The 18,164-nt window shown below is 69.2% G+C and carries 21 protein-coding genes and 2 pseudogenes; 15 read left to right on the top strand and 8 right to left on the bottom strand.

Annotated elements, in window-relative coordinates; genetic code table 11:
- Positions 1 to 493: 493 nt before the first annotated feature.
- On the bottom strand, positions 494 to 1,504 hold the full coding sequence (locus tag IG05_RS41790) for an alpha/beta fold hydrolase (protein ID WP_078893812.1): 1,011 nt from the start codon (positions 1,502 to 1,504) through the stop codon (positions 494 to 496).
- 156 nt (positions 1,505 to 1,660) lie between these two features.
- Here IG05_RS41790 and IG05_RS47580 point away from each other — a divergent pair, with 156 nt between their 5' ends.
- Positions 1,661 to 1,939 carry a hypothetical protein gene (locus IG05_RS47580; protein ID WP_158838724.1) on the top strand — a complete coding sequence of 93 codons (279 nt, stop codon included), beginning with the start codon at positions 1,661 to 1,663 and terminating at the stop codon, positions 1,937 to 1,939.
- A gap of 708 nt (positions 1,940 to 2,647) precedes the next feature.
- Positions 2,648 to 2,848, top strand: a pseudogene (locus IG05_RS50195) (hypothetical protein); the annotation flags it as partial.
- A gap of 11 nt (positions 2,849 to 2,859) precedes the next feature.
- Here the strand turns inward: IG05_RS50195 and IG05_RS48930 are convergent.
- The gene (locus IG05_RS48930; RefSeq protein ID WP_234335741.1) at positions 2,860 to 3,087 is read right to left on the bottom strand and encodes a hypothetical protein; all 228 of its coding nucleotides are present in this window, start codon (positions 3,085 to 3,087) and stop codon (positions 2,860 to 2,862) included.
- On the opposite strand from IG05_RS48930, the gene IG05_RS48925 reads away from it, so the two are divergent.
- The 5 genes and pseudogenes from IG05_RS48925 (at position 3,064) to IG05_RS0101470 (ending at position 6,176) form a co-directional block, all read left to right on the top strand.
- The gene (locus IG05_RS48925; RefSeq protein ID WP_030338474.1) at positions 3,064 to 3,339 is read left to right on the top strand and encodes a hypothetical protein; all 276 of its coding nucleotides are present in this window, start codon (positions 3,064 to 3,066) and stop codon (positions 3,337 to 3,339) included. The genes IG05_RS48930 and IG05_RS48925 overlap by 24 nt on opposite strands.
- A 328-nt stretch (positions 3,340 to 3,667) precedes the next feature.
- Positions 3,668 to 3,961 (top strand): annotated as a pseudogene (locus IG05_RS50450) (hypothetical protein); the annotation flags it as partial.
- A gap of 502 nt (positions 3,962 to 4,463) precedes the next feature.
- The gene (locus IG05_RS50445) at positions 4,464 to 4,721 is read left to right on the top strand and encodes a DUF4209 domain-containing protein (RefSeq protein WP_158838722.1); all 258 of its coding nucleotides are present in this window, start codon (positions 4,464 to 4,466) and stop codon (positions 4,719 to 4,721) included.
- 160 nt (positions 4,722 to 4,881) lie between these two features.
- The gene (locus tag IG05_RS47575; RefSeq protein WP_158838720.1) at positions 4,882 to 5,403 is read left to right on the top strand and encodes a hypothetical protein; all 522 of its coding nucleotides are present in this window, start codon (positions 4,882 to 4,884) and stop codon (positions 5,401 to 5,403) included.
- 476 nt (positions 5,404 to 5,879) lie between these two features.
- Positions 5,880 to 6,176, top strand: a complete 297-nt coding sequence (locus IG05_RS0101470; RefSeq protein WP_030338470.1) for a DUF3592 domain-containing protein — start codon at positions 5,880 to 5,882, stop codon at positions 6,174 to 6,176.
- 121 nt (positions 6,177 to 6,297) lie between these two features.
- On the opposite strand, the gene IG05_RS50190 is transcribed toward IG05_RS0101470, so the two are convergent.
- Positions 6,298 to 6,489, bottom strand: coding sequence for a hypothetical protein (locus tag IG05_RS50190; protein ID WP_324604979.1), 192 nt, complete (start codon positions 6,487 to 6,489; stop codon positions 6,298 to 6,300).
- A gap of 533 nt (positions 6,490 to 7,022) precedes the next feature.
- Positions 7,023 to 7,424, bottom strand: a complete 402-nt coding sequence (locus tag IG05_RS0101455; protein ID WP_030338468.1) for an SMI1/KNR4 family protein — start codon at positions 7,422 to 7,424, stop codon at positions 7,023 to 7,025.
- Between the two features lie 318 nt (positions 7,425 to 7,742).
- Between IG05_RS0101455 and IG05_RS47570 the strand changes: the two genes are divergently transcribed.
- The 4 genes from IG05_RS47570 to IG05_RS0101435 all read left to right on the top strand — a co-directional run bounded on the left by IG05_RS47570 (position 7,743) and on the right by IG05_RS0101435 (position 10,364).
- Complete coding sequence (locus IG05_RS47570) at positions 7,743 to 8,306, top strand: hypothetical protein (protein ID WP_030338467.1); 564 nt, start codon at positions 7,743 to 7,745, stop codon at positions 8,304 to 8,306.
- A gap of 311 nt (positions 8,307 to 8,617) precedes the next feature.
- Positions 8,618 to 8,893 carry a helix-turn-helix domain-containing protein gene (locus IG05_RS48920; protein WP_030338466.1) on the top strand — a complete coding sequence of 92 codons (276 nt, stop codon included), beginning with the start codon at positions 8,618 to 8,620 and terminating at the stop codon, positions 8,891 to 8,893.
- Positions 8,894 to 8,907: 14 nt separating this feature from the next.
- Positions 8,908 to 9,876 carry a hypothetical protein gene (locus IG05_RS0101440; protein ID WP_030338465.1) on the top strand — a complete coding sequence of 323 codons (969 nt, stop codon included), beginning with the start codon at positions 8,908 to 8,910 and terminating at the stop codon, positions 9,874 to 9,876.
- Between the two features lie 14 nt (positions 9,877 to 9,890).
- On the top strand, positions 9,891 to 10,364 hold the full coding sequence (locus IG05_RS0101435; RefSeq protein ID WP_030338464.1) for a hypothetical protein: 474 nt from the start codon (positions 9,891 to 9,893) through the stop codon (positions 10,362 to 10,364).
- Positions 10,365 to 10,718: 354 nt separating this feature from the next.
- Here the strand turns inward: IG05_RS0101435 and IG05_RS0101430 are convergent, their stop codons facing one another.
- Positions 10,719 to 10,997, bottom strand: a complete 279-nt coding sequence (locus tag IG05_RS0101430) for a hypothetical protein (protein ID WP_030338463.1) — start codon at positions 10,995 to 10,997, stop codon at positions 10,719 to 10,721.
- A gap of 545 nt (positions 10,998 to 11,542) precedes the next feature.
- Here IG05_RS0101430 and IG05_RS0101425 point away from each other — a divergent pair.
- Entirely contained in the window at positions 11,543 to 11,902 is a 360-nt protein-coding gene (locus IG05_RS0101425) for a hypothetical protein (RefSeq protein WP_030338462.1), read from the top strand.
- A 563-nt stretch (positions 11,903 to 12,465) separates the two neighbouring features.
- On the opposite strand, the gene IG05_RS47565 is transcribed toward IG05_RS0101425, so the two are convergent.
- Both IG05_RS47565 and IG05_RS47560 read right to left on the bottom strand, forming a co-directional pair.
- Positions 12,466 to 12,735: a hypothetical protein gene (locus IG05_RS47565; protein ID WP_158838716.1), complete on the bottom strand. Its 270-nt coding sequence runs from the start codon at positions 12,733 to 12,735 to the stop codon at positions 12,466 to 12,468.
- A gap of 25 nt (positions 12,736 to 12,760) precedes the next feature.
- The gene (locus tag IG05_RS47560) at positions 12,761 to 13,129 is read right to left on the bottom strand and encodes a hypothetical protein (protein ID WP_158838714.1); all 369 of its coding nucleotides are present in this window, start codon (positions 13,127 to 13,129) and stop codon (positions 12,761 to 12,763) included.
- Between the two features lie 256 nt (positions 13,130 to 13,385).
- Between IG05_RS47560 and IG05_RS47555 the strand changes: the two genes are divergently transcribed.
- Complete coding sequence (locus IG05_RS47555) at positions 13,386 to 13,808, top strand: hypothetical protein (protein WP_030338460.1); 423 nt, start codon at positions 13,386 to 13,388, stop codon at positions 13,806 to 13,808.
- A gap of 122 nt (positions 13,809 to 13,930) precedes the next feature.
- Here the strand turns inward: IG05_RS47555 and IG05_RS0101400 are convergent, their stop codons facing one another.
- Positions 13,931 to 15,310 carry a nitrilase gene (locus tag IG05_RS0101400; protein WP_234335724.1) on the bottom strand — a complete coding sequence of 460 codons (1,380 nt, stop codon included), beginning with the start codon at positions 15,308 to 15,310 and terminating at the stop codon, positions 13,931 to 13,933.
- A 138-nt stretch (positions 15,311 to 15,448) separates the two neighbouring features.
- Between IG05_RS0101400 and IG05_RS0101395 the strand changes: the two genes are divergently transcribed.
- Together IG05_RS0101395 and IG05_RS0101390 are read left to right on the top strand one after the other, a co-directional pair.
- Positions 15,449 to 16,678, top strand: coding sequence for a histidine kinase (locus IG05_RS0101395; protein ID WP_030338458.1), 1,230 nt, complete (start codon positions 15,449 to 15,451; stop codon positions 16,676 to 16,678).
- Positions 16,675 to 17,385 carry a response regulator transcription factor gene (locus IG05_RS0101390; RefSeq protein WP_030338457.1) on the top strand — a complete coding sequence of 237 codons (711 nt, stop codon included), beginning with the start codon at positions 16,675 to 16,677 and terminating at the stop codon, positions 17,383 to 17,385. The genes IG05_RS0101395 and IG05_RS0101390 overlap by 4 nt, the downstream gene beginning before the upstream one ends.
- Positions 17,386 to 18,164 lie beyond the last annotated feature (779 nt).

The following is an 18,164-nucleotide window of genomic DNA, read 5'->3' as shown; positions in this document are numbered from 1 at the left end:
AGACTCGGGCCGGCCGACACCTAGCAGTTCCTGCACAGCGGCCTCACCCTGCGCCCTGACACCGCGGTGCCGAATCCCTTGGCGGTCACGATCCCCTCGGATCCCGGGCAGATCTCCAGCATCCTGACCATTAGTCGATGGGGAGGCGCGGTGCGGGAGGTTGCAGTCCCGGTCGGTGATGCCGATCTGGCCCAAGCCGCGTCGAACCCGCGGCTGCCACTGACAGCCGGGCCCGATCGCGTCAGCTGCGGAAGCGCGACGCTGCCGACCCGGTGGTCGAAGCCCTACGTGCGGCCCGCAGGTCCCCGGGACAGGGACGAACGTCTCCAGGCGCTGGTGGCGCTCTGTGGGTCTGCTGCCCGGCGCCCGACAGCCGCTCGCTACTCCCTGTGTCTGCCGGCAAGGGGCTGGCTGTGGCCATTGAAGGAGACGACGCGGTCGACGGAGCGAGACCAAGCCGTCCCCGAACGGCGGGCGGGGCCGTAGTAGTGCCTCAGCGACCGCTGTTCTCCGATCGCCACCGGCGACCGAGGAGGAGGACGACCGAGCCTGCGGCCACCGACACGGCGGCTACGCTGCCGAGGGTGATGGCGTGCGTGGTCTGCCGCCCTGAGCCGGTGTTCGCGAGGGTCGGGCCGGAAGGGTCGGCCGCGGTCGTCGTGGTACCGGTGACCCGGGAGGCCTGCTCGATCAGGCGAGTGACCGCGCCCGGCTGGGATACCGCGACAGCGTGGGACGCTTTGACCTCGACGGTGTGGGCATGGGCGCGCTGGGCCATGAAGCGTTGTGAGGCCGGCGGGATGTTGCGGTCCTCGGTCGTGATCAGAGTCCAGGAGGGGATGGTCTTCCAGGCGGCCTTGGTGGCCTTCTCCTGCAGGGCCGAGGCGGCCACGGGACGCTGGGTGGCGGCCATCAGGTCGGTCACCGAACTGGGCACGTCGGCGGCGAACTGGTCGTGGAACCTGTCGGACTTGATGTACTGGTCGGTGCCAGTGCCCCCACTCGGAAGGGGGAAGGGCACGTTCTTGAGGGTGGGGCCGAGACTGCTCCCGGGGAACTTGTTGGACAGCTCCAAAGAACTCTCCCCCTCAGCGGGGGCGAAGGCGGCGACGTAGACCAACGCCTTGACATGGGCGTCACCGACAGCAGCTTCGCTGATAACGGAGCCGCCGTAGGAGTGACCGACGAGCACGACCGGTCCATCCACGCTCTTCAGCACGCTGTGGATGTACGCGGCGTCACTGGCCAGTCCACGCAGCGGGTTCGCCGGAGCGATGACCGGATACCCCGCCTGCTGCAGGCGCGTGATCACCCCGTTCCAGCTGGACCCGTCGGCGAAGGCACCATGTACCAGCACGATGGTGGGCTTGACGCCGCCTGCCCCGTCTTCCGCTGAAACCGATGCCGATGCCGCCGGGACCGCGCACAGGACTGTGACGGCGAATCCAGCCGCCGCACCGTGAAGACGCCGTCTGTGGCGTCGTATGCCATGGACCGCACTCATTTTGTTCTCGCCTTCCGTCAGGCTGTACCGCAATCAGCTTCACGTGTCCGTGGCACCGAGCCAGCTCACCCAGTGCAATCGGGTGAAATCGGTACGGCAGTCGGTGTAACCGCTTCCGCGAGAGGCTTGGCAGGCACTCGAATCACACAGCCTTCGGTGGCCGACGTCAGGGCCGCCGAGCGTTCACTCACACCCTCGCTGCTGATGCTCATCGCCGAGCGTCAGGGCACCACCGGTGCGGATCCGCTGCTGAGTTCCAAGCAGCGGGCGCTGCAGGATCAGACGTCTCGTGCTCCTGCCAGCAGGCGCTTCGAGCCGCAATGCACGCCGGCCTGGCCCGGACACGGTGCGCGGGTGCGGTGCGGGATTTTGTCACTTCCGGCATCGACACAGGTCAGAGCGGTGTTACAAGCCCAGAGCCTGCACTCCAACTGAGACGACATACCAGCGGGCGGTGTAGAGGTGGTAGGCGGGCAGTAGGCCGCGCAGCGTCTTCGGCTTGCTGATGTATGCAGTACGCGGCGGCCACGATCTGTTCGTCAAGGCCTGGCTCGTGGTGGCGGCGCCGGGCCAGAGGCGAGGTGGCGCGGGCTTGCCGACGGTGGAACCGGCCGCCGCTGTTCATCACGAACACGGTCGCGGCGATGTCGACGGCCGCCAGCGCTATGTCGACCACGGCGGCGACCCGGGCCCGGATGGCGGCCGGCGGAGTAGGAGTGCTGGATCACATGCGCGGCGGAGTACGGGCCCAGCGGGGCGTCGTCGAAGCAAAGCTGCTTGGCCTGTGCGGGCGCGGGCAGCTGCCGGTAGGCGTGCTCACCACGGGCCTGCTCGATCGCGTGGAACAGCGGCAGAAGATAGGGCGCCCTTGAAAGCCTGCGTGCTCATGCCCGGCAACGTAGAACTCAAGGGCCGCGCGCGATAGCCGTTTTGATGCCCCGGTCCGGGCGCGCCGGTGAGATGTGAGCTGGGCTGGTGCCAGCCGCATTCGTCCGGGTGGGCGAGGCGCGCTTTCTGGCCAGTACTCGCAGGTAGCGGTACGGGAGGCCGGCTGATGGGGGGCGTGATCGCGGTTGTGTTACGCGACGACATGCCCGCTTGCGTGGGGTGGGAGACCCTGATGCACGAACGGTTTAGCGACGTGTGGATCCGTGGGCCGCGCTCGTCGCCGTCGCCGGACATGTGCCCGTCCCGCTCACCGGCCGCGACTACCTCGAACTGCTGCCCGTGCGCTGGCAGGCCATCACCCCCGCCGGCATCACCATCCACCACCACACCTACGACGCCGACTTCCTCGCCCCCTACCGCGGCCAGGCCTCCCCTGTCGCCGGCCGGGGCGGGAAATGGGAGATCCACTACAACCCCCACGACGTCCGCCAGATCTGGATCCGCCTCACCGACAGCGAACTCACCGAAATCCCCTGGATCCACCGCGACCACGTCCACCAGCCGTTCAACGACCACACCTGGCAGCGCACATTCGCACCCACGCCCGGCACAGCAACCACGACGACAGCCAGCAGCACGAAGCACACCTCGTCGACGCCCTCGATCAGCTCATGCGCCGCGTCCACAGCGGCCACGCCGCCAAAACGGAACAAGCTCTCCTCGCCCGCGCCACCACAGCGCCCATCCCCGCCGCCCGGCATCCGCAACACGACACCGGACCCACCACCGACGAACCGGCGCAGCACAGCGACAACGACGGCCAAGGCGCCAACAGCGAAGGTGACAGCATCGACGACCTCGACGGCGCGCCCTACGACGACCTCAGCCCCAACCCGGGCGCCGGATTCGGGCTCTACGACGCCTACGAGGAAGCCGACAAGTGGTGAACCCCCGCCCCCGCCCCCGCCCCACAGCGCATCGTCCAAGCAGCGCACCCGCCGATGCGGGCAGTGACAACACGGCCGAGCCGTCCTGGCCCCTGACCACCTGGCAGGGCTGGCACCGCTTCGCCACCACTGACCCACCCGCCCCGCAGCACCGACGAACGCCTCGCCTACCACTCCAGCTTCGTCACCATCCGCACCCCCGCCATCAGCCAACTCGCCACCCAGGTCCGCACACTGATGATCCTCGGCGGTCACCAGCAGACCACCGCACGGCCCTCCCTGATCGTCACCGGACCCGCCGCGGCCGGAGAGACGACCGCCCTCCTCCATGTCGGCCGTGCCTGCCACCTCGCCCACACCCGCAAAAACCCCACGCCGCCCGGATCAGCCCACGTCACAGCACCCGTCGCCTACGTCCTCGTCCCGCCCGGCGCCACCGCGAAAACCCTCATCACCCGAATTCGCCCGCTACCTCGGCATCCCCACCACCACCCGCATGACCCAGACCCAGATCACCGACGCCGTCTGCCACACCTACACCCAAGCGGGCGTCCAACTCGTCCTCATCGACGAAATGCACCGCCTCAACCCCCGCACCACCACCGGCGCCCAAACCGCCGACCCGATCAAAGACCTCACCGAACGCCTCCCCGCGACCCTCGTCTACGCCGGCATCAACGTCACCGACACCCCCCTGTTCACCGGCACCCGCGGTGCCCAGCTCGCCGGCCGCGCCACCCTCGTCGACTGCGGATCCCTCACAGGCTCATCCGCCAAGCCGCCATCACCGCCATCGGCGACGGCACCGAACGCATCACCAAAACCGCCCTCGACGCCGTACGACTCGACCACTTCGCCGAACAACACACAGCCAGCGCTAACCCCCACCCCACCGACCAGGCAAAACAGCTCTGACCAGCACAAACACCAAACGAGCCATTACACGCCAGAACTACCTACAACCCGCCCCGCCACACTCCACACACAACACATAACCCCAGCCCCAACCACCCACCCGGCTTTTCAGCGAACCCACAACACCCCAGGCCAACAAACACCCGTTACACCAACAAACCCCCCTCCAAGCGTTAACGGTCGACCAGTTGGGCGGGCTCATACGCAGCATGCCGGACGCCGGCTATCCGGCGGACTGGAGCCGCGCTCTGGAGCTTCTCCTCGTCGACTCCGACCGCGGCATCAACCTGCGCAACGACATCTGTCACGGCCTGATCGACACCCCGCCCAAGCACCGCGTCGCGCTCATCCTCCAAGCGGCGCTCTACCTGCTCAGCCACACACACGGACATCGAACCCTCCCCCCGCTTGCCCCTGAGCGGCCAGCAAGGCTGAGCCCAAAAACGGCAGCGGGACGACACCGATAGCGGCGGATGTGCTTTCGTACGCCGTGATCGATCGGCCAGCGGCCGCCGCTGACTGCAGCGCCGGCGTCTGCATCCGCGTGAGCTACGGGCCGCGACGCGCTTTAATGCGGGGCGGTGCTTGTCCGACGCCCTTCGGGCAGTTCTCCTCCCGTGCGGCGTCATGATCTACGGTCTTTCATTGCACCAGCACCGATCAATTCAGCAACGGGGAAGTACGCACATACGCAAAACAGCAACCCTCGCCATCAGTCTGCTCGCGGCGGCGGCCCTGGTGACCGGGTGCAGCAGTGAGAAGAGGGACGGCGGCTCGGCCAAGGCGGGCGAGGCCTCACCGAGCGCCTCGGCGACCGACAAGGCAGAGAACTCGTCCTCGGGGAAGAAGGGTGCTTGGCACCAGGTGGTCTTTGAGGTGGGCGGCACGGGCGCGGCCAAGGTCATCTGGATCGGGAACACCGACCACTTCGAGGAGGTGACGCTGCCCTGGACGAAAACGGAATCCATGCAGTGGGAGGGTGCCGAGCTGAAGGTCGGCGTCACGGTGTCGGTGGTGCCCGGTTCGGTCCAGGACCCGGACGGGATGCTCAAGCCGGCCCCGTGCACGATCAAGGTCGACGGCAAGCAGGTCGCTGACAACCAAGACCGCAAGTCGGCCAAGCCCTGCGAATACAAGCTCAAGGACTGACAGCCGGCCCTCTTTCACGCGCCCCGCCACCTTTCGGCAAGGCGTTTGCGCATGCTCCAGCGCACCGTCGGGCGTGGCCGCCCGACGGTGTAGTGAACGATGACGGCACGACGGTTGCCGACCGCACCGGCTGAGGGACGCCATCAGCACCGGAGGTATGGGCACGGTCGGCCTACCGGAGGCCTCCACGGGCAGGTCGCGCCGACGGACCGCCCGACATCCTGCAGCCGCATGCCATGACGCCGCCCTGACCTGCGGCTAAGACCTTGCTCACGTTCCGTCGGTCCAACCGAGGCGGGCACGCCTGTCCTGGCAACCAATGTCGTCACTTGCACGTCGGACACCATATGGAACGTGATTGGCTCTTCTCACTCATACCGATGGTGATCGGCGTGAGCTTCCTCTGTGCTGGCCTTTATGGACGGCGCCGCACCAGAGCGCTGCGACGTACCGGAACTACTGCGGTAGGCCGAGTCGTGCGTCACGACACCAGGCGAGACGACGACGGAGGCAAGTACCACCACCCCGTCGTGGCCTGGACGACCCGGGACGGCCGCGACTGCACGTACCCCTCCAGCTTCGGCCGCGGCACAGTTCTCCACGGCTACGGCATCGGCAACTCCGTCACGGTCCTTTACGACGAGGGGAACCCCAGCCGCTTCGAGATCCGAGGCTGGGACAACCCATCGATCTACCTGGTCTTCGCCGTCGTCGGCGTGGCGCTCACAGCCGGCACCCTGTCGGTCCTCTTGGTTCTGATGATCACTGCCTGATCACCTGTGGCTTCCGCAGGCGTCCCGTCTCAACGGCGTTTGACCAGTCTCACCGAAGTTTCCTCGACGTACGGTGGGCTGGTCGAAGGATTCATGAAACGAGGTGAAGAGTTGTCGCCCCTTACGGGCTCTCGGGGTCGGCGTCCCCAGCTCGGGCGGCGGCCGCCGCCTCCAGCAGCAGCCAGCCGTCGACCTCCACTGCCCGCCGCTCCCCCGGCTGCCACCCACGGGCCAGCGCCACGTCGAGCAGAGCCCGGACGGCGCCTGGCTCGTGCAGGTTCAGGTCTGCCCCTGCCCTCTGGGTGAAGCCCACGTCCCCGGAGCCGAAGGGGGCCCCGCCCGGGATGTACCGGCCAGGCCCGTCGACAAAGACAATTTGCAGCCGGCCGCCGGCGCCGGCCGGCTGCGGGGACAGAGTGAGGATTTGGCGGCAGTCCACGGACCGGCCATCGTGGTCACTTCGGTGACTGTGGCGCATCGTCCACATGTACACGCGCTCGTCGGTGACCAGTCGGCGGGGCTTCTTCGAATGGCGAGGCACGCAACCGAGGGTACGCAGCCTGATCCACAGGACAAGACCTTGCAGAGACAGGGCCGCTGACCTGCGGGCTGACAGGTTGAGTCGGAGACTCGGGACAGGTGCAACAAGGAGTCTCGGGAGGGCCGTGGACGGAGGCGAGTGCTCGTCTCACCGATCATGGCGAGGGAGGGCAGCCCTGAGCTGGACTCCGTCAGGGTGGTGAGACTCCTGGTCCCATGATTCGCAGTGAAGGTGGCAGTTTCTGGACCACGCCGATGGCCGACTTCGTGATTGAGAGCTGGCAGCACCAATTCCGTCGAGACCAGTCAGGAAGGCGACGAATCAGGTTCGTCCCATTTCCAGCCGGTTTCGGGGAACTGCTCGAGCAGGGCAGAGAGCGACATCGCCTGATGGACGGCGGATGACCAGTCCTGAGCGGAGACATCGAGCAGGACCAGCGGCGGGGGTGTCTGCCGGAAGTCGTAGGTGAGCATTTCGCGGCTTCCGTCCCCGCCGATCACGACGCTCCCGGGGAAACGCTTCTGGAACTCGCCGGCCTCATTGACTTCGATGAGCTCCGCGACGGCATTGATCATCAGGAAGTCGTCCGCAGGAAGAATGAACTGGCTCATGCTCCCTTCCGCGGCCAGAAAGTGCCGATAGTCCGCGGGAAATCGAACGCCGAAGTGGCGCTCGGCCTGCACGATCTTTTCGTCGTTCGAACTCATGGGGCCCGTTCTATCAAGGCCGGGGCGGCCCTGTCCGCACGAGGGTCGCAGCAGAGAGGGGTTGCTGCGGGGCGATGCCGAGCCGGTGTGCTGCCTCGGCCGCTAACTGGGGGTGGTCTCGCCAATAGGGCGCAGAGAACAGGCCGGTGAGAACGACGGCTTCCGGGTAGGTGGCCAGCTCGATCCGGGCCTCGGAGGGACGGAGGGGATCACCGAACGGGTCCTCGCCCAGCACGTCGAGTCGTCGGTTCCAGCTTTGCCGCAGGGACTCACCGCTGCTCGGTCTCGGGCCTCGATATAGGCCAGCGCGGTGGAGGGATGGGGGCCTCGCCGGACGATCCGCTGGTGCCGGAGGTTGGCCCGCAGGACCTCGGGCAACCGTGTCAGGTCCTGCTGTTCATCGCTGAGGAGCCAGCGGTGATGCCGGTGGCAGACGCCTTCGTGGTGCGGTGTGCTGCGGACGACGAGACCGCGGATGTGCCGACGGGCCTTGCAGAGGCGGCAGGCCGGGCGGCGCCGCGGTTCGACGACTTCCTCTGTGGCGGATCGAAGGTGCCGGAGCGGGTCGCCGATCCAGCCGAGCGGCGGTATGGCGCGGATCAGGGTGGACGTGCTCCGGCCGGTCAGCACGGCGAGCCGGGAGAGCCCGTCTGGGGTCCAGTAGCCGACTCGATTGTCGACGCGGCGGTGCTTCCGCGACGGGCCGATCAGGGAGGAGAGGTATCCGATGGTGAACGGGCGGCGGCGCGAGCGGCAGGGACCGCAGCCCGGCAGTCACGCGATGCGCTTCTCGCTGCGGATCCGTCGCCGGCGGGCGCGGGGGACGCTCTGCCGTTCCGCGCCCTCGTCCAGGTCGACCCGTTCCAGCCGAGGCTTTGGTGATCTTCTCGCTGCCGTCGAGGATGGCGTCCAGGTTGATCGTCGGGGCGTCCACCAGCGGCGGCAGGTGGCCAGTCGTTCTGCGCATCGTCATGATTTGTCGCCTCGCGCTCGCGGTCGGTGTGACGTGGTCGTCCCCGACGGGGGTGCGGGGACGACCACCGGGCCGCAACCCGGCCTTGGTGCGGCGCTGGTTGGGCTGTCATCCAGTCAACGATCACTTGTGCTGTGGGACCATCACCCATGCGGCGTGCGCATAGGGCTACGCGCTAAGCGGGTACGAGCAGGCATCGAACGCCGCAGGGAAACGTAGCGTGGGGGACGTCGTGGACTTCCAGGCAGGACCGATCCGGGACGCCTCACGAGCTGGGGACTACGGACGCGTCATCGAGCTGGCCCGCAGGGGATGGCAGATGACGCAGGCGGCACTGGGGCAGGCCCTGGGCATGTCCCAGTCGGCCGTCTCCCGTCTGGAAAAACGCGACCAAGCCTCCTACAGCACCGACGTCCTGGCCACGGCGGCTGTCCATCTTCAGATCCCGCCCGGGCTGGTGGTCTGGCGGACGGGCGCACGGCGCAGGGTCAGGTGAGAGACGACGCTCCCATGCACCGACGCACCGTCCTCGGTGGCGCCCTCGCCGCGATGGCAGCCCCCGTTCTGGCCGCCGTGCCGGACACGCACGACACGATAGGCGGGCAGGCCACCGCGCTGCGGCTGACCACGAGTGCCTACCGCAGACTCGATGCCACCACCCCTTCCCGGGACCTCTCCGACGCGATCGACGGCCATATCCGGCTCATCCAGACCATCACCCGCACCGCGGCCCAGGATGCGGACCGGGCGCGGCTGGCCGCCGTGGGCAGCGAGGCCGCCTCCTTCGCGGGCTGGCTCGCGTGGGACAAGGGCAACCACGGCTCTGCCCGCTCCTGGTACGGCGCAGCCGTCAAAGCCGCGAAGGCCGCCCGCAACCCGCTCCTGGCCGCCTACCAGACAGGCACGCTCGCCCAGTTCGAGGCCCATGCCGGCAACGGTGTGCAGGCGTTGAACCTCGCCCGCCGCGCCCGCCGGGTGCTGGGCGAGACGCGCCCGGCCGTCGCCGACGCGTGGCTGCTGAGCGTCGAAGCCCTCGGGCACGCGGCAGCCGGCGACCGGCGCAGTGCCGACCAGGCCCTGACCGCATCGCGCGCAGCGGCACATGCGCTGACAGCCGACGAGGAGCCGCCACCGTGGCCGTGGGTGTTCTCCTTCACCCCGGACAAGGTGGCCGCCTGCCGTGTCACCTGCGGCGCGCGCCTGGGGCTGCCGGACTGGGTGCATGCCGAGGACGTGGAGGCCCTGAGCACCGGGCATGCGAAACTACGCGCGGTGCTCGACATCGCAGCCGGTCATCTCGCCGGCGGGCGGGTGGAGGCCGCGTTCGCCCTCGCCTCCCGCGCGCTCGAGGCCGGCCTGCGCTACCGGTCCGGCCGGACCGTGGAACGTGCCCGCCATCTGCGCCGCAGCCTCACCACCAGCTCACCGCCCAAGGTGGTGCGGGACTTCGACGAACGCCTGCACGGCGTCTACCTGTAGGGAGGACGATCCGCATGAGGGTGGGTATCACCGGGCACCGCGGACTGAGCACGCAGGTCGCAAAGCAGGTGCGGGCTCTCCTGGCCGACCAGGTCGGGACATACGAGGCGGCCGGACTCGTCGGCGTCTCGTGCCTCGCCGACGGCCCCGACTCCTGGTTCGCCGACACCGTCCTGCACCACGGCGGCCGCCTTGAGGTCGTCATCCCGGCCACCACCTACCGCCAGGGTCTGCCCGGCTGGCACCACGCCGTCTACGACAAGCTGCTCTCCCGCGCGGCGGACGTCCACCACACCGGCATCACCGAGTCGACTGCCTCAGCCCATCAGGCCGGATCCGAGATCCTCGTCGGCCTGGTGGACGAGCTGATCGCCGTCTGGGACGGGAAACCGGCGCGGGGATACGGAGGCACCGCGGACGTGGTGGCGTACGCCGAACGGATCGGCGTCCCGGTGCGGGTGCTGTGGCCCGAGGGCGCCAGCCGATGACAGCGGAATGGCGCTCCTGTGCCTCGCAGAACCCCGGAATCGTGTTTCCGCGCCGGTCACCGGGGTGTGCCCTCTCGCGGGCCGGCACCGCGCGCTCGCGTCCATGGACCTCGCGCTGCCCTTGCCATCCTCAACGCGGCGGTGGTACTCCGGCCGATCGGCGCTGCGCAGACCGGGCCACGTCCGTACAGTCCGTGCGCGACACCCCGGAGACGCCGGCTTCGAAGAACACCATCGTCAAGACCAACCAGCAGGGTGGGCGCCCCGACGGTGTCCCGGCCGCGGCACCAGGCGGGCTCCACGGAGGATGGACGCAGTGAGCCGGGGTGTGCTGCCCGGTGGCGGTCGGTGCTTCTACGGGCGCGGTCCTTGCTGTGGTGGAGCGGCCGGGGCGTGGGGCTGCTGGCCGCTCGGCCAGGAGGCATGCTGTGGCGGCGCTGCGGTGGTGTCGCCGTGGGCGAGCGCTTCGGCCGCCTGTCTGAGGCGTTGCTCCGTGGCGGCCTGAAGCTCGGCGGCCTTGGTCTGCACGGTCCGCAGGGTGCTGGGGTCCTCCAGCGCCGTGCACAGGTCCGCATAGGAGATGGGCTCGGCTTCGGTGGCGTCGGCCGGGCGGTGCGGGGAGATGAGCTCCATGGCCCGCCGCCTGCGTTCCGGATCCTCCGTACGCAGGTTCGCGAGAAACTGCCGCTTGGTTTCCAATCGCCCCCTGAGGTCCGCACCTTGGGAGGCAGGACAGCTCCCAGGCAGAGCGGCCGCGCGGGCAGACCCGGGCATCGGGTCAACTCCTTCGTGAGCTTGGCGACCCGTCACTAAAGTGGCTTGCACCGGTCCCTGGGCGGTCTGGTGAACCCCCGGCGTGGGGTGCGGTGATCGGCGCACACGTCACCGGTGGCGGGTGATTTCAGGTGTGGGCCAGCGAGGTCCGCTGTCGGCGTCGTTGACCCACATGTACTGGGTGGTGCCGCTGTCGGTGACGGTCATCCCGAAGTCGTACAGGGCGGGTTGGCCCAGATCCAGCCACGTGTCCCAGGCTGCTTCCAGTTCGTCGGCCAGGTGCCGGGGGCCGCCCTGAGTGGCGATCGTACGGCCGCCGCAAGAGCAGCGGCTGCAACCTGATCCTGAACTTCAACCGCTTCCCGGTCCGGTTCCGGCCGGTCGCCAAGCAGCTGGCTTACGCCATGCTGTTCGGGCCCCTCCCGCAAGGAGAGAAGCGCTGCAAGGTTGAGGGGGTACGGTACGCGTCCACCGAACTCTTCCGCTTCCTGACCTGGCTGGACAGCCAGGCCGAGCCCCGATGCCAGAGGCTGGCCACTCTGACCGGGGCCGACCTTCTCGCCTACCAGCGGCACCTGGTCGGGCTGTTCCCCAATGCGGCGACACAGCGGGAAACCTGTCGGGCGAAAGTCCGATTGTTCTGGCGCTGGCGGCACAACCTCAGCGACTGGCTGCCCTTCGACCCCGTTCACATCGATGGGTGGGGCGAACCCGATGCTGGCGGACAAAGGCGGGGCGAGAACCGCACCAGCCGGATTCCCTAAGAGGTTCTCGGACCGCTGTTCGTCTGGGCGCTACGGTTCATTGACCTCTTCGGCCCTGACATCATCGCCGCCGACCAGCAGTGGAGGAAGACCCGGTTCGTCGGGGTCTACCAGCGGCCTCCGGTCCGGAAATTCCACAGCTCCACCGGCACACTGCATCAGGCGATCTCCGATCATCTGGAAACGTACGTCACCAGCGGCCGGCCGCTGCCGGGCTGGCGGGGGGTCCCTAACCGCAAAGTCCTCGCCCAGCAGATCGGATGCAGCCGAAGGTCCCTGGACGAACCCGCCTACCAGGTGCTCATCGACCAGGCCGAGGCCAAGGTCGGGGTCAGCGAGAGCGCCGCCTTCAACATTCCGATCCGCGGCTCGCTCGACGGCGGGCCATGGACCGGCGACATCGTCACGCACCCCGAGCAGCCCAACAGCCTCGCCGTTCTGGCCCGGCATCTCCAGGCTGCCGCCTATGCCGTGATCGCGTACTTGAGTGGGATGCGTGACTCAGAGGTCGAAGAGCTTCGACGCGGCTGCCTGCGGACCGAGCGGGACCCCGAGGGACGTCCCTACCGCTGGAAGGTCGACGGAATCGCCTTCAAAGGCGAGGACGACCCGAGAGGAGTGTCGGCGACCTGGACGTCGGCGAACCCGTCGCACGAGCCATCGCGGTCATGGAAGCGCTCCAGCCGCCCGGCACCGACATCCTGTTCACCCGGCTCCCGCACGGCTACGGAACCCGCCGCCGTGTCCGCGACGCAACCGCCATGCTCAACAGCACCACCAACGAGAATCTCAACCACTTCGTCGCCTGGGCGAACGCCTACTGCGAGCAGCACGGACGCGCCGACGGCATCCCGGCCGTCAACGGCCGGATATTCCGGCTGATGACACTTCCGGCGAACCCTGGCCTGGTTCATCGCTCGTCGGCCGGGCGGCTCGATCGCCGGAGCCCTGCATGCCGGTACCAGCGATTCCGGATTTCGCGCGGAAGTCGAGAGCGAACAAGCTCTTGCCCGCGGTGAGCACTACCTCGCCATGGTCGATGCCCACGAACACACCGAGCTGACCGGGCCGGCCGCCGCCGAAGCGGCCCGCCGCCTCGAAGGCTTCGGCCACCGGGCCCGCTTCCAAGGAATCGTCGTCTCTGACGAACGGCGCCTGAAACGGATCATGGGACGGGAAGACCCTGCCGTCTATCCCGGCACCTACATCACCTGCGTCCACGACCACAGCAAGGCACTCTGCGAACGAGCCCGCAGAGGCCGCTCCGAAGGGCTGCCCGATCACGGCGAATGCCAGCCCCTCGCCTGCCGGAACGTCGCTCTGACGAGCAGCAACACCCAAGCCTGGCGGTCAGACTCGACCGCATCGACCAGCGCCTGGCGGCACGGCCGCCGCTGCCGCCCCTCATGCAGCACCGGCTCGAGTCACGACGGGCCGAGATCACAGCGTTCCTCACTCGCAACACCAGCACCCCGGAGACCGCATGACCCGCCGCGTCGACTCCCCCTCCGAATCCCGAGTCCGGGCGGCCCTGAAAGAACTCCGCCAGCGAGCGGGCGACAACGGCACCCAGCCGAGCGTCCTGGCTCTGGCCAGCAAGTTCGGCATGAGCAACACGACCTTCCGCCGCCACTTCCCCGCCATCGCACAGGAGATCGTCGCCCTCCGGTCAGCACCGCCGACGCCAGGAGCCCCAAGCGAACCGAGCCACTACGACAGGCTCGTCGCCCGAAACGCCAAGCTCAAACGTCGCAACCGCGAGCTCACCGAGACCCTCACACTCACCGCCTGCCACATCCAGCGCATCACCCTGGAAAACCAGAAGCTGAGAGAAGAACTGGAAGCCGCCACGGGCGTCGCTCGCCTGACCTCTGTCCCCGGCCTCGGACATCAGTACAGCCGTTGAGGTTGCGATTGATCAACGTCTGATCGCGCTCGGCAGGCGCCGGGAGTGTCCAGGGTAAAACCCCCAATGTGGTTGCCTTAACGACCGCCTATGGAATGGCAGCGCGGTCCGGGCCGCTGCCGCTACTTCAGCGGGCGCCGGGCGGCCAGTGCCGTCAAGGCAGCCAAGAGCGTCAGGCACAGCCAGGCGAAGGTGTCGCCGATGCGGTCGTAGAGCGTGGTGGTGCCGCGGGTCGGGATGTAGGCGACCATGGTCTGGCGGCCGCCGGAGGTGAAGTAGTCCGCCGTGGCGAGGACGTGGCCCTGGTTGTCGTAGGCGGTGGAGACGCCCTCCGCGTCCTGGCGGACCAAGGCGTAGCCGGACTCGACGGCGCGCAGGGCCGCCTTGGCGGTGTGCGGGGCGCCGAACTCGCGCCAGTCGTGGGAGGGGACGAGCATGATGTCGGCGCGGACCCGCATCATGGCGGGGAAGTCCGTGAGGATCGCCTCGTTGCGGCCGTACGCGGGTGCGGTGGCGGTGTGGACGCGGACGCCGATCTCCAGGTAGACGCCCGAGCGGCGGGCCTCGGCCTGTGCGGCGGCCACGGTGGCGGCCTCGTGCGACTCCTGGGTGCGGACGGCCTCCTCGGGCCAGACGACGATCTTCGCCCCGGCGGCGGCCTCGCGCCGGGTGGCGGTCAGCAGGTCGTCCTCGACGGCCGTCATCGCGGGCTGCACCTGTGCGGCGGGGGCGGTGGCGACGCCGGCCGGGGTGTCGGCGTACCGGCTCAGTACCGTCTTGAGGTGCTGCGTCACGGCCGAGGTGGGGCTCACGCCCGCGATGCGTACGGTCAGGCTCGTGGGCGGGGTGAGCGCGAGCCGGGCGCCGCCGGCGGCGAGGACGAGGGCTGGCAGGAGGGCTGCGTACAGCAGGCCGGCGCGCCACGAAGGGCGTTCCCAGCGTTCCCAGCGTTCCCAGCGTTCCCAGATTCCGTTGACGGCGGCGGCGACGTAACCGATCAGGAACCCGATCCCCCACGGGCCTGTCACCGAGACGAGTTGGAGGAGGGGCAGGTCGCCGTGCTGGGTGACGGCAAGGGAGCCGTAGGCCGTGCCGCACGGGGAGACTACGGTGATCAGGTACTCGGTGGCCGCCACACTGGCGGGGAAGGCCAGGGTGGCGAGCGCGGGGCGCAGGCGGCTCGCCAGGAGCCGGTCGGCCAGGTACGGCAGCGTCTGCAGGGCGGCGAGCGCGGTGGCGCCCGCGACGACCACGGAGTTGAAGCCGATCTTCGACTCCTGTACCCAGAAGACGGCCGCGGCGGCATGCGCCGCCCAGAGCCACAGCGGTCCTGACCAGGCGCGGCCAAGTCGTGCGAACCGCAGCAGGAGCACGGGGTAGAGCCAGGCCGCCGCCGCGATGTCCCACCGGCCGCCCACCGCGAACAGCATCGTCCCCGCGCCGAGGACCAGCAGGCCGTACTGCCGTATCAGGTGATTCTTCAGTATCGGGTGATTCTTCACAGGGGACGACGCTAGGGAGAGGGGGTGTCGTCGCGCCTCGGCCGGTGTGACGAACTCCGGTCGCGGGCGCGGAACTTTCGGTGCCCGACCGGAGGATGATCCGCCGCGCTCCCGGGTCGTCTAGCCTGACCGACCAAGATGGTCACTGACTTGAAGGCCGCGCCACGAGCCGCGCGGCGCTGGATCGCCTGCCGACCGCGGGCGGCGGACGCCGCGCTCGGCGGTGGGCTGACGTTGTTCGACGTGGCCACCGTGGTACACCGCGCCCCGGAACCCGCCGCCTGGGGCGTTGTCCTGTGGGGGGCGCAGACCGTGCCCCTGCTGTGGCGGCGGACGCACCCTTGCCTCGCGCTGGCGGCGATGACCGTAATGTACGCGGCCTTCCAGGCGACCTCCCCGATCGCCGGGAAGGTGCCGGGCCCGTTCCTGCTCATGCTCGGCGTGTACGCCCTGGCCGGACACGTCCGTGCCCGCGTGAGCCTGCCGGGGGCGGTGCTGTGCCTCGTCTCGGCGCTCACCGCCGATGCCCTCACCGGGCACTGGCGGCAGCCGCCGAGCCTCGGTTCGCTGGAGCCGATCAGCGCTACGACGTTCGTCTTCTTCCTCGGTCTGGCCTGGACGTTGGGGTACGGCAGACGCAGGATCGGGGCTGACGCCGACCGGCTGCGCGATCTCAACCGGCGGCTGGCCGCCGAGCAGGAGCGCAACGCCCGCCAGGCGGTGGTCGCCGAACGCGCCCGTATCGCCCGTGACCTGCACGATGTGGTGGCCCACCATGTGAGCGCCATCGCCGTGCAGGCGCGGGCCGCCGAGGACGTCCTGGCCACCGGGCCGCTCCCCGACACGGCGGTGGTGGAGGGCGTCGGACTCATCGCGCGGAGCGCCGACACCGCGCTCGTCGAGATGCGGCGACTGCTCGGGCTGCTGTCCTTCCGTGACCAGCGGCTCGCACCCGAACCGTCCCTCGACCACCTCGGCCCGCTCCTGGACATGGCCACCGCGGCGGGCTGCCGGGTGACGAGCCGGGTGGAGCCGGGGGCGGAGAGCGCGCCGTCCCCGGGGATGCGGGTATCGGCCTACCGGATCGTCCAGGAGGCCCTGACGAACGTCGTCAAGCACGCCGGTCCCGTGGGCGTACGCGTCACCGTGCGCGGCGACGCCTCGCGCCTCACCGTCGAGGTGGTGAACGGTCCGGCCGCCCCGGGCCACCAGCCCGTCCCCGGCAGCGGGCGCGGGCTGGTGGGCATGCGCGAACGCGTGGCGGCGTTCGACGGCGAGGTGACGGCCGGGGTGTGCGAGGGCGGCGGCTGGCGGCTGTATGCCGTCCTGCGGGCGCGGGCGCCGCGAGCCGCAGAGGTGGCCGTATGACGGTACGGGTACTCGTGGCCGACGACCAGGAGATGGTACGGACCGCGCTGCGGCTGGTCATCGACCGCCGCGAGGGGCTGATGGTCGTCGGCGAGGCGGGCGACGGGGAGCAGGCGGTCGCCCGGGCGGCCGAACTGCGGCCCGACGTCGTGCTGATGGACATCCGCATGCCCGGCACGACCGGTGTCGAGGCCACCCGGCGCATCACCGGCTGCTGGCCCGGGCCGGGACCGGCGCCGCGGGTCCTGGTCCTCACCACGTTTGACCTGGACGAGTACGTGCATGCCGCGCTGCGGGCGGGCGCCGCTGGGTTCCTGCTGAAGAACAGCCCGCCCGACCGGCTGGCCGAGGCCGTACGCGCGGTCGCGGCCGGGGAAGCCGTGCTCGCCCCGGACATCACCCGCCGCCTGATCGACACCGTCACCGCCCTGCCCGCCGGACTGCTGCCCGGGCCTCCCCCGGCCGCCCGGCCGGACCGGACCGAGCTGTCGCGCCTGCTGACCGCCCGCGAACTGGAGGTTCTGGTACTGGTCGGGCGCGGCCTGTCCAACGCACGGATCGCCGCCGCCCTGGGCCTGAGCGAGGCCACCGTGAAGAGCCGCGTCAACCGCATCCTCACCCGCCTCGGCCTGGAGAACCGGGTGCAGGCGGCGCTACTCGTCCACGGGGACGGCCAGGCTCCGCTCGTCGGCCGGGACGGTGAGTGATCAATCTGTGTGGAACAGCCGCCTCTCCGGCTCGATGTAGTTGCTCAGGAAGTGGTCGACGGTCAACGGCAAACCCTGGCCACAAGCACCCGGACCACGGCTGCGGATGCGAGTGGGACGACACCTGGCAATGGTCTGGGCACCCAGCACTGAACCCGGCGCGGTCCCGATCACGGCCATGCGGCACCCGGCCGCCCTGGTGACCGCCGCCAGCATCCCCAACCCTGACGAAGGCGCCCCTGCAACCTGGGCAGCATGACCTCGGTGCGGTGCAGTGCGGTGCGAATGAGGGCCCGTGTCGCCAAAGGGGTAGGGGTCCTCACGCGTCCCAGGGTCTGGAAACAAGAGTTTCCAAGTCGTTCGACTCGCTCGAACATCGTAAGGAGACAAGGGCCCGGTCGCCGCGAGCTGCGGTGAATGGGCCCTTTTTGCGTTCCTGCCGTCTTGTTTCCCGAGGGAAAGGTCAGGCGCGGCGGTTGAAGCCGAGCGCGGTAGCGACCTTGTTGTACTCCTGGGCGGGCATGCTGTTCGGCGCGAAGATTGGCACTGGGCAGTCGTCTCGGTAGATCTTCGGCATCTAGCAGGACCAGTGAACGAACGGCAAAAGCGGATACCGGCCCGGCTGGGAGCTCGACTGGCCCGCCGCGACTGCCGGCCCCTGGAGGAGCCCGTACAGCTGGCTCAACCCCAGCCCCTTCGAGCTGTAGCTCTGCCCTGGGACAGCCGCTCTGCTTGACCGGCTTCGACGACTGTCCCGGCCCGTCCATCCCATACGAGAC

Origin of the sequence: Streptomyces sp. NRRL S-1022, assembly GCF_000720135.1 — a bacterium.
In the GTDB taxonomy this organism is placed as follows: Bacteria; Actinomycetota; Actinomycetes; order Streptomycetales; family Streptomycetaceae; genus Streptomyces.
This window is presented reverse-complemented; position numbering and strand designations above follow the sequence as displayed.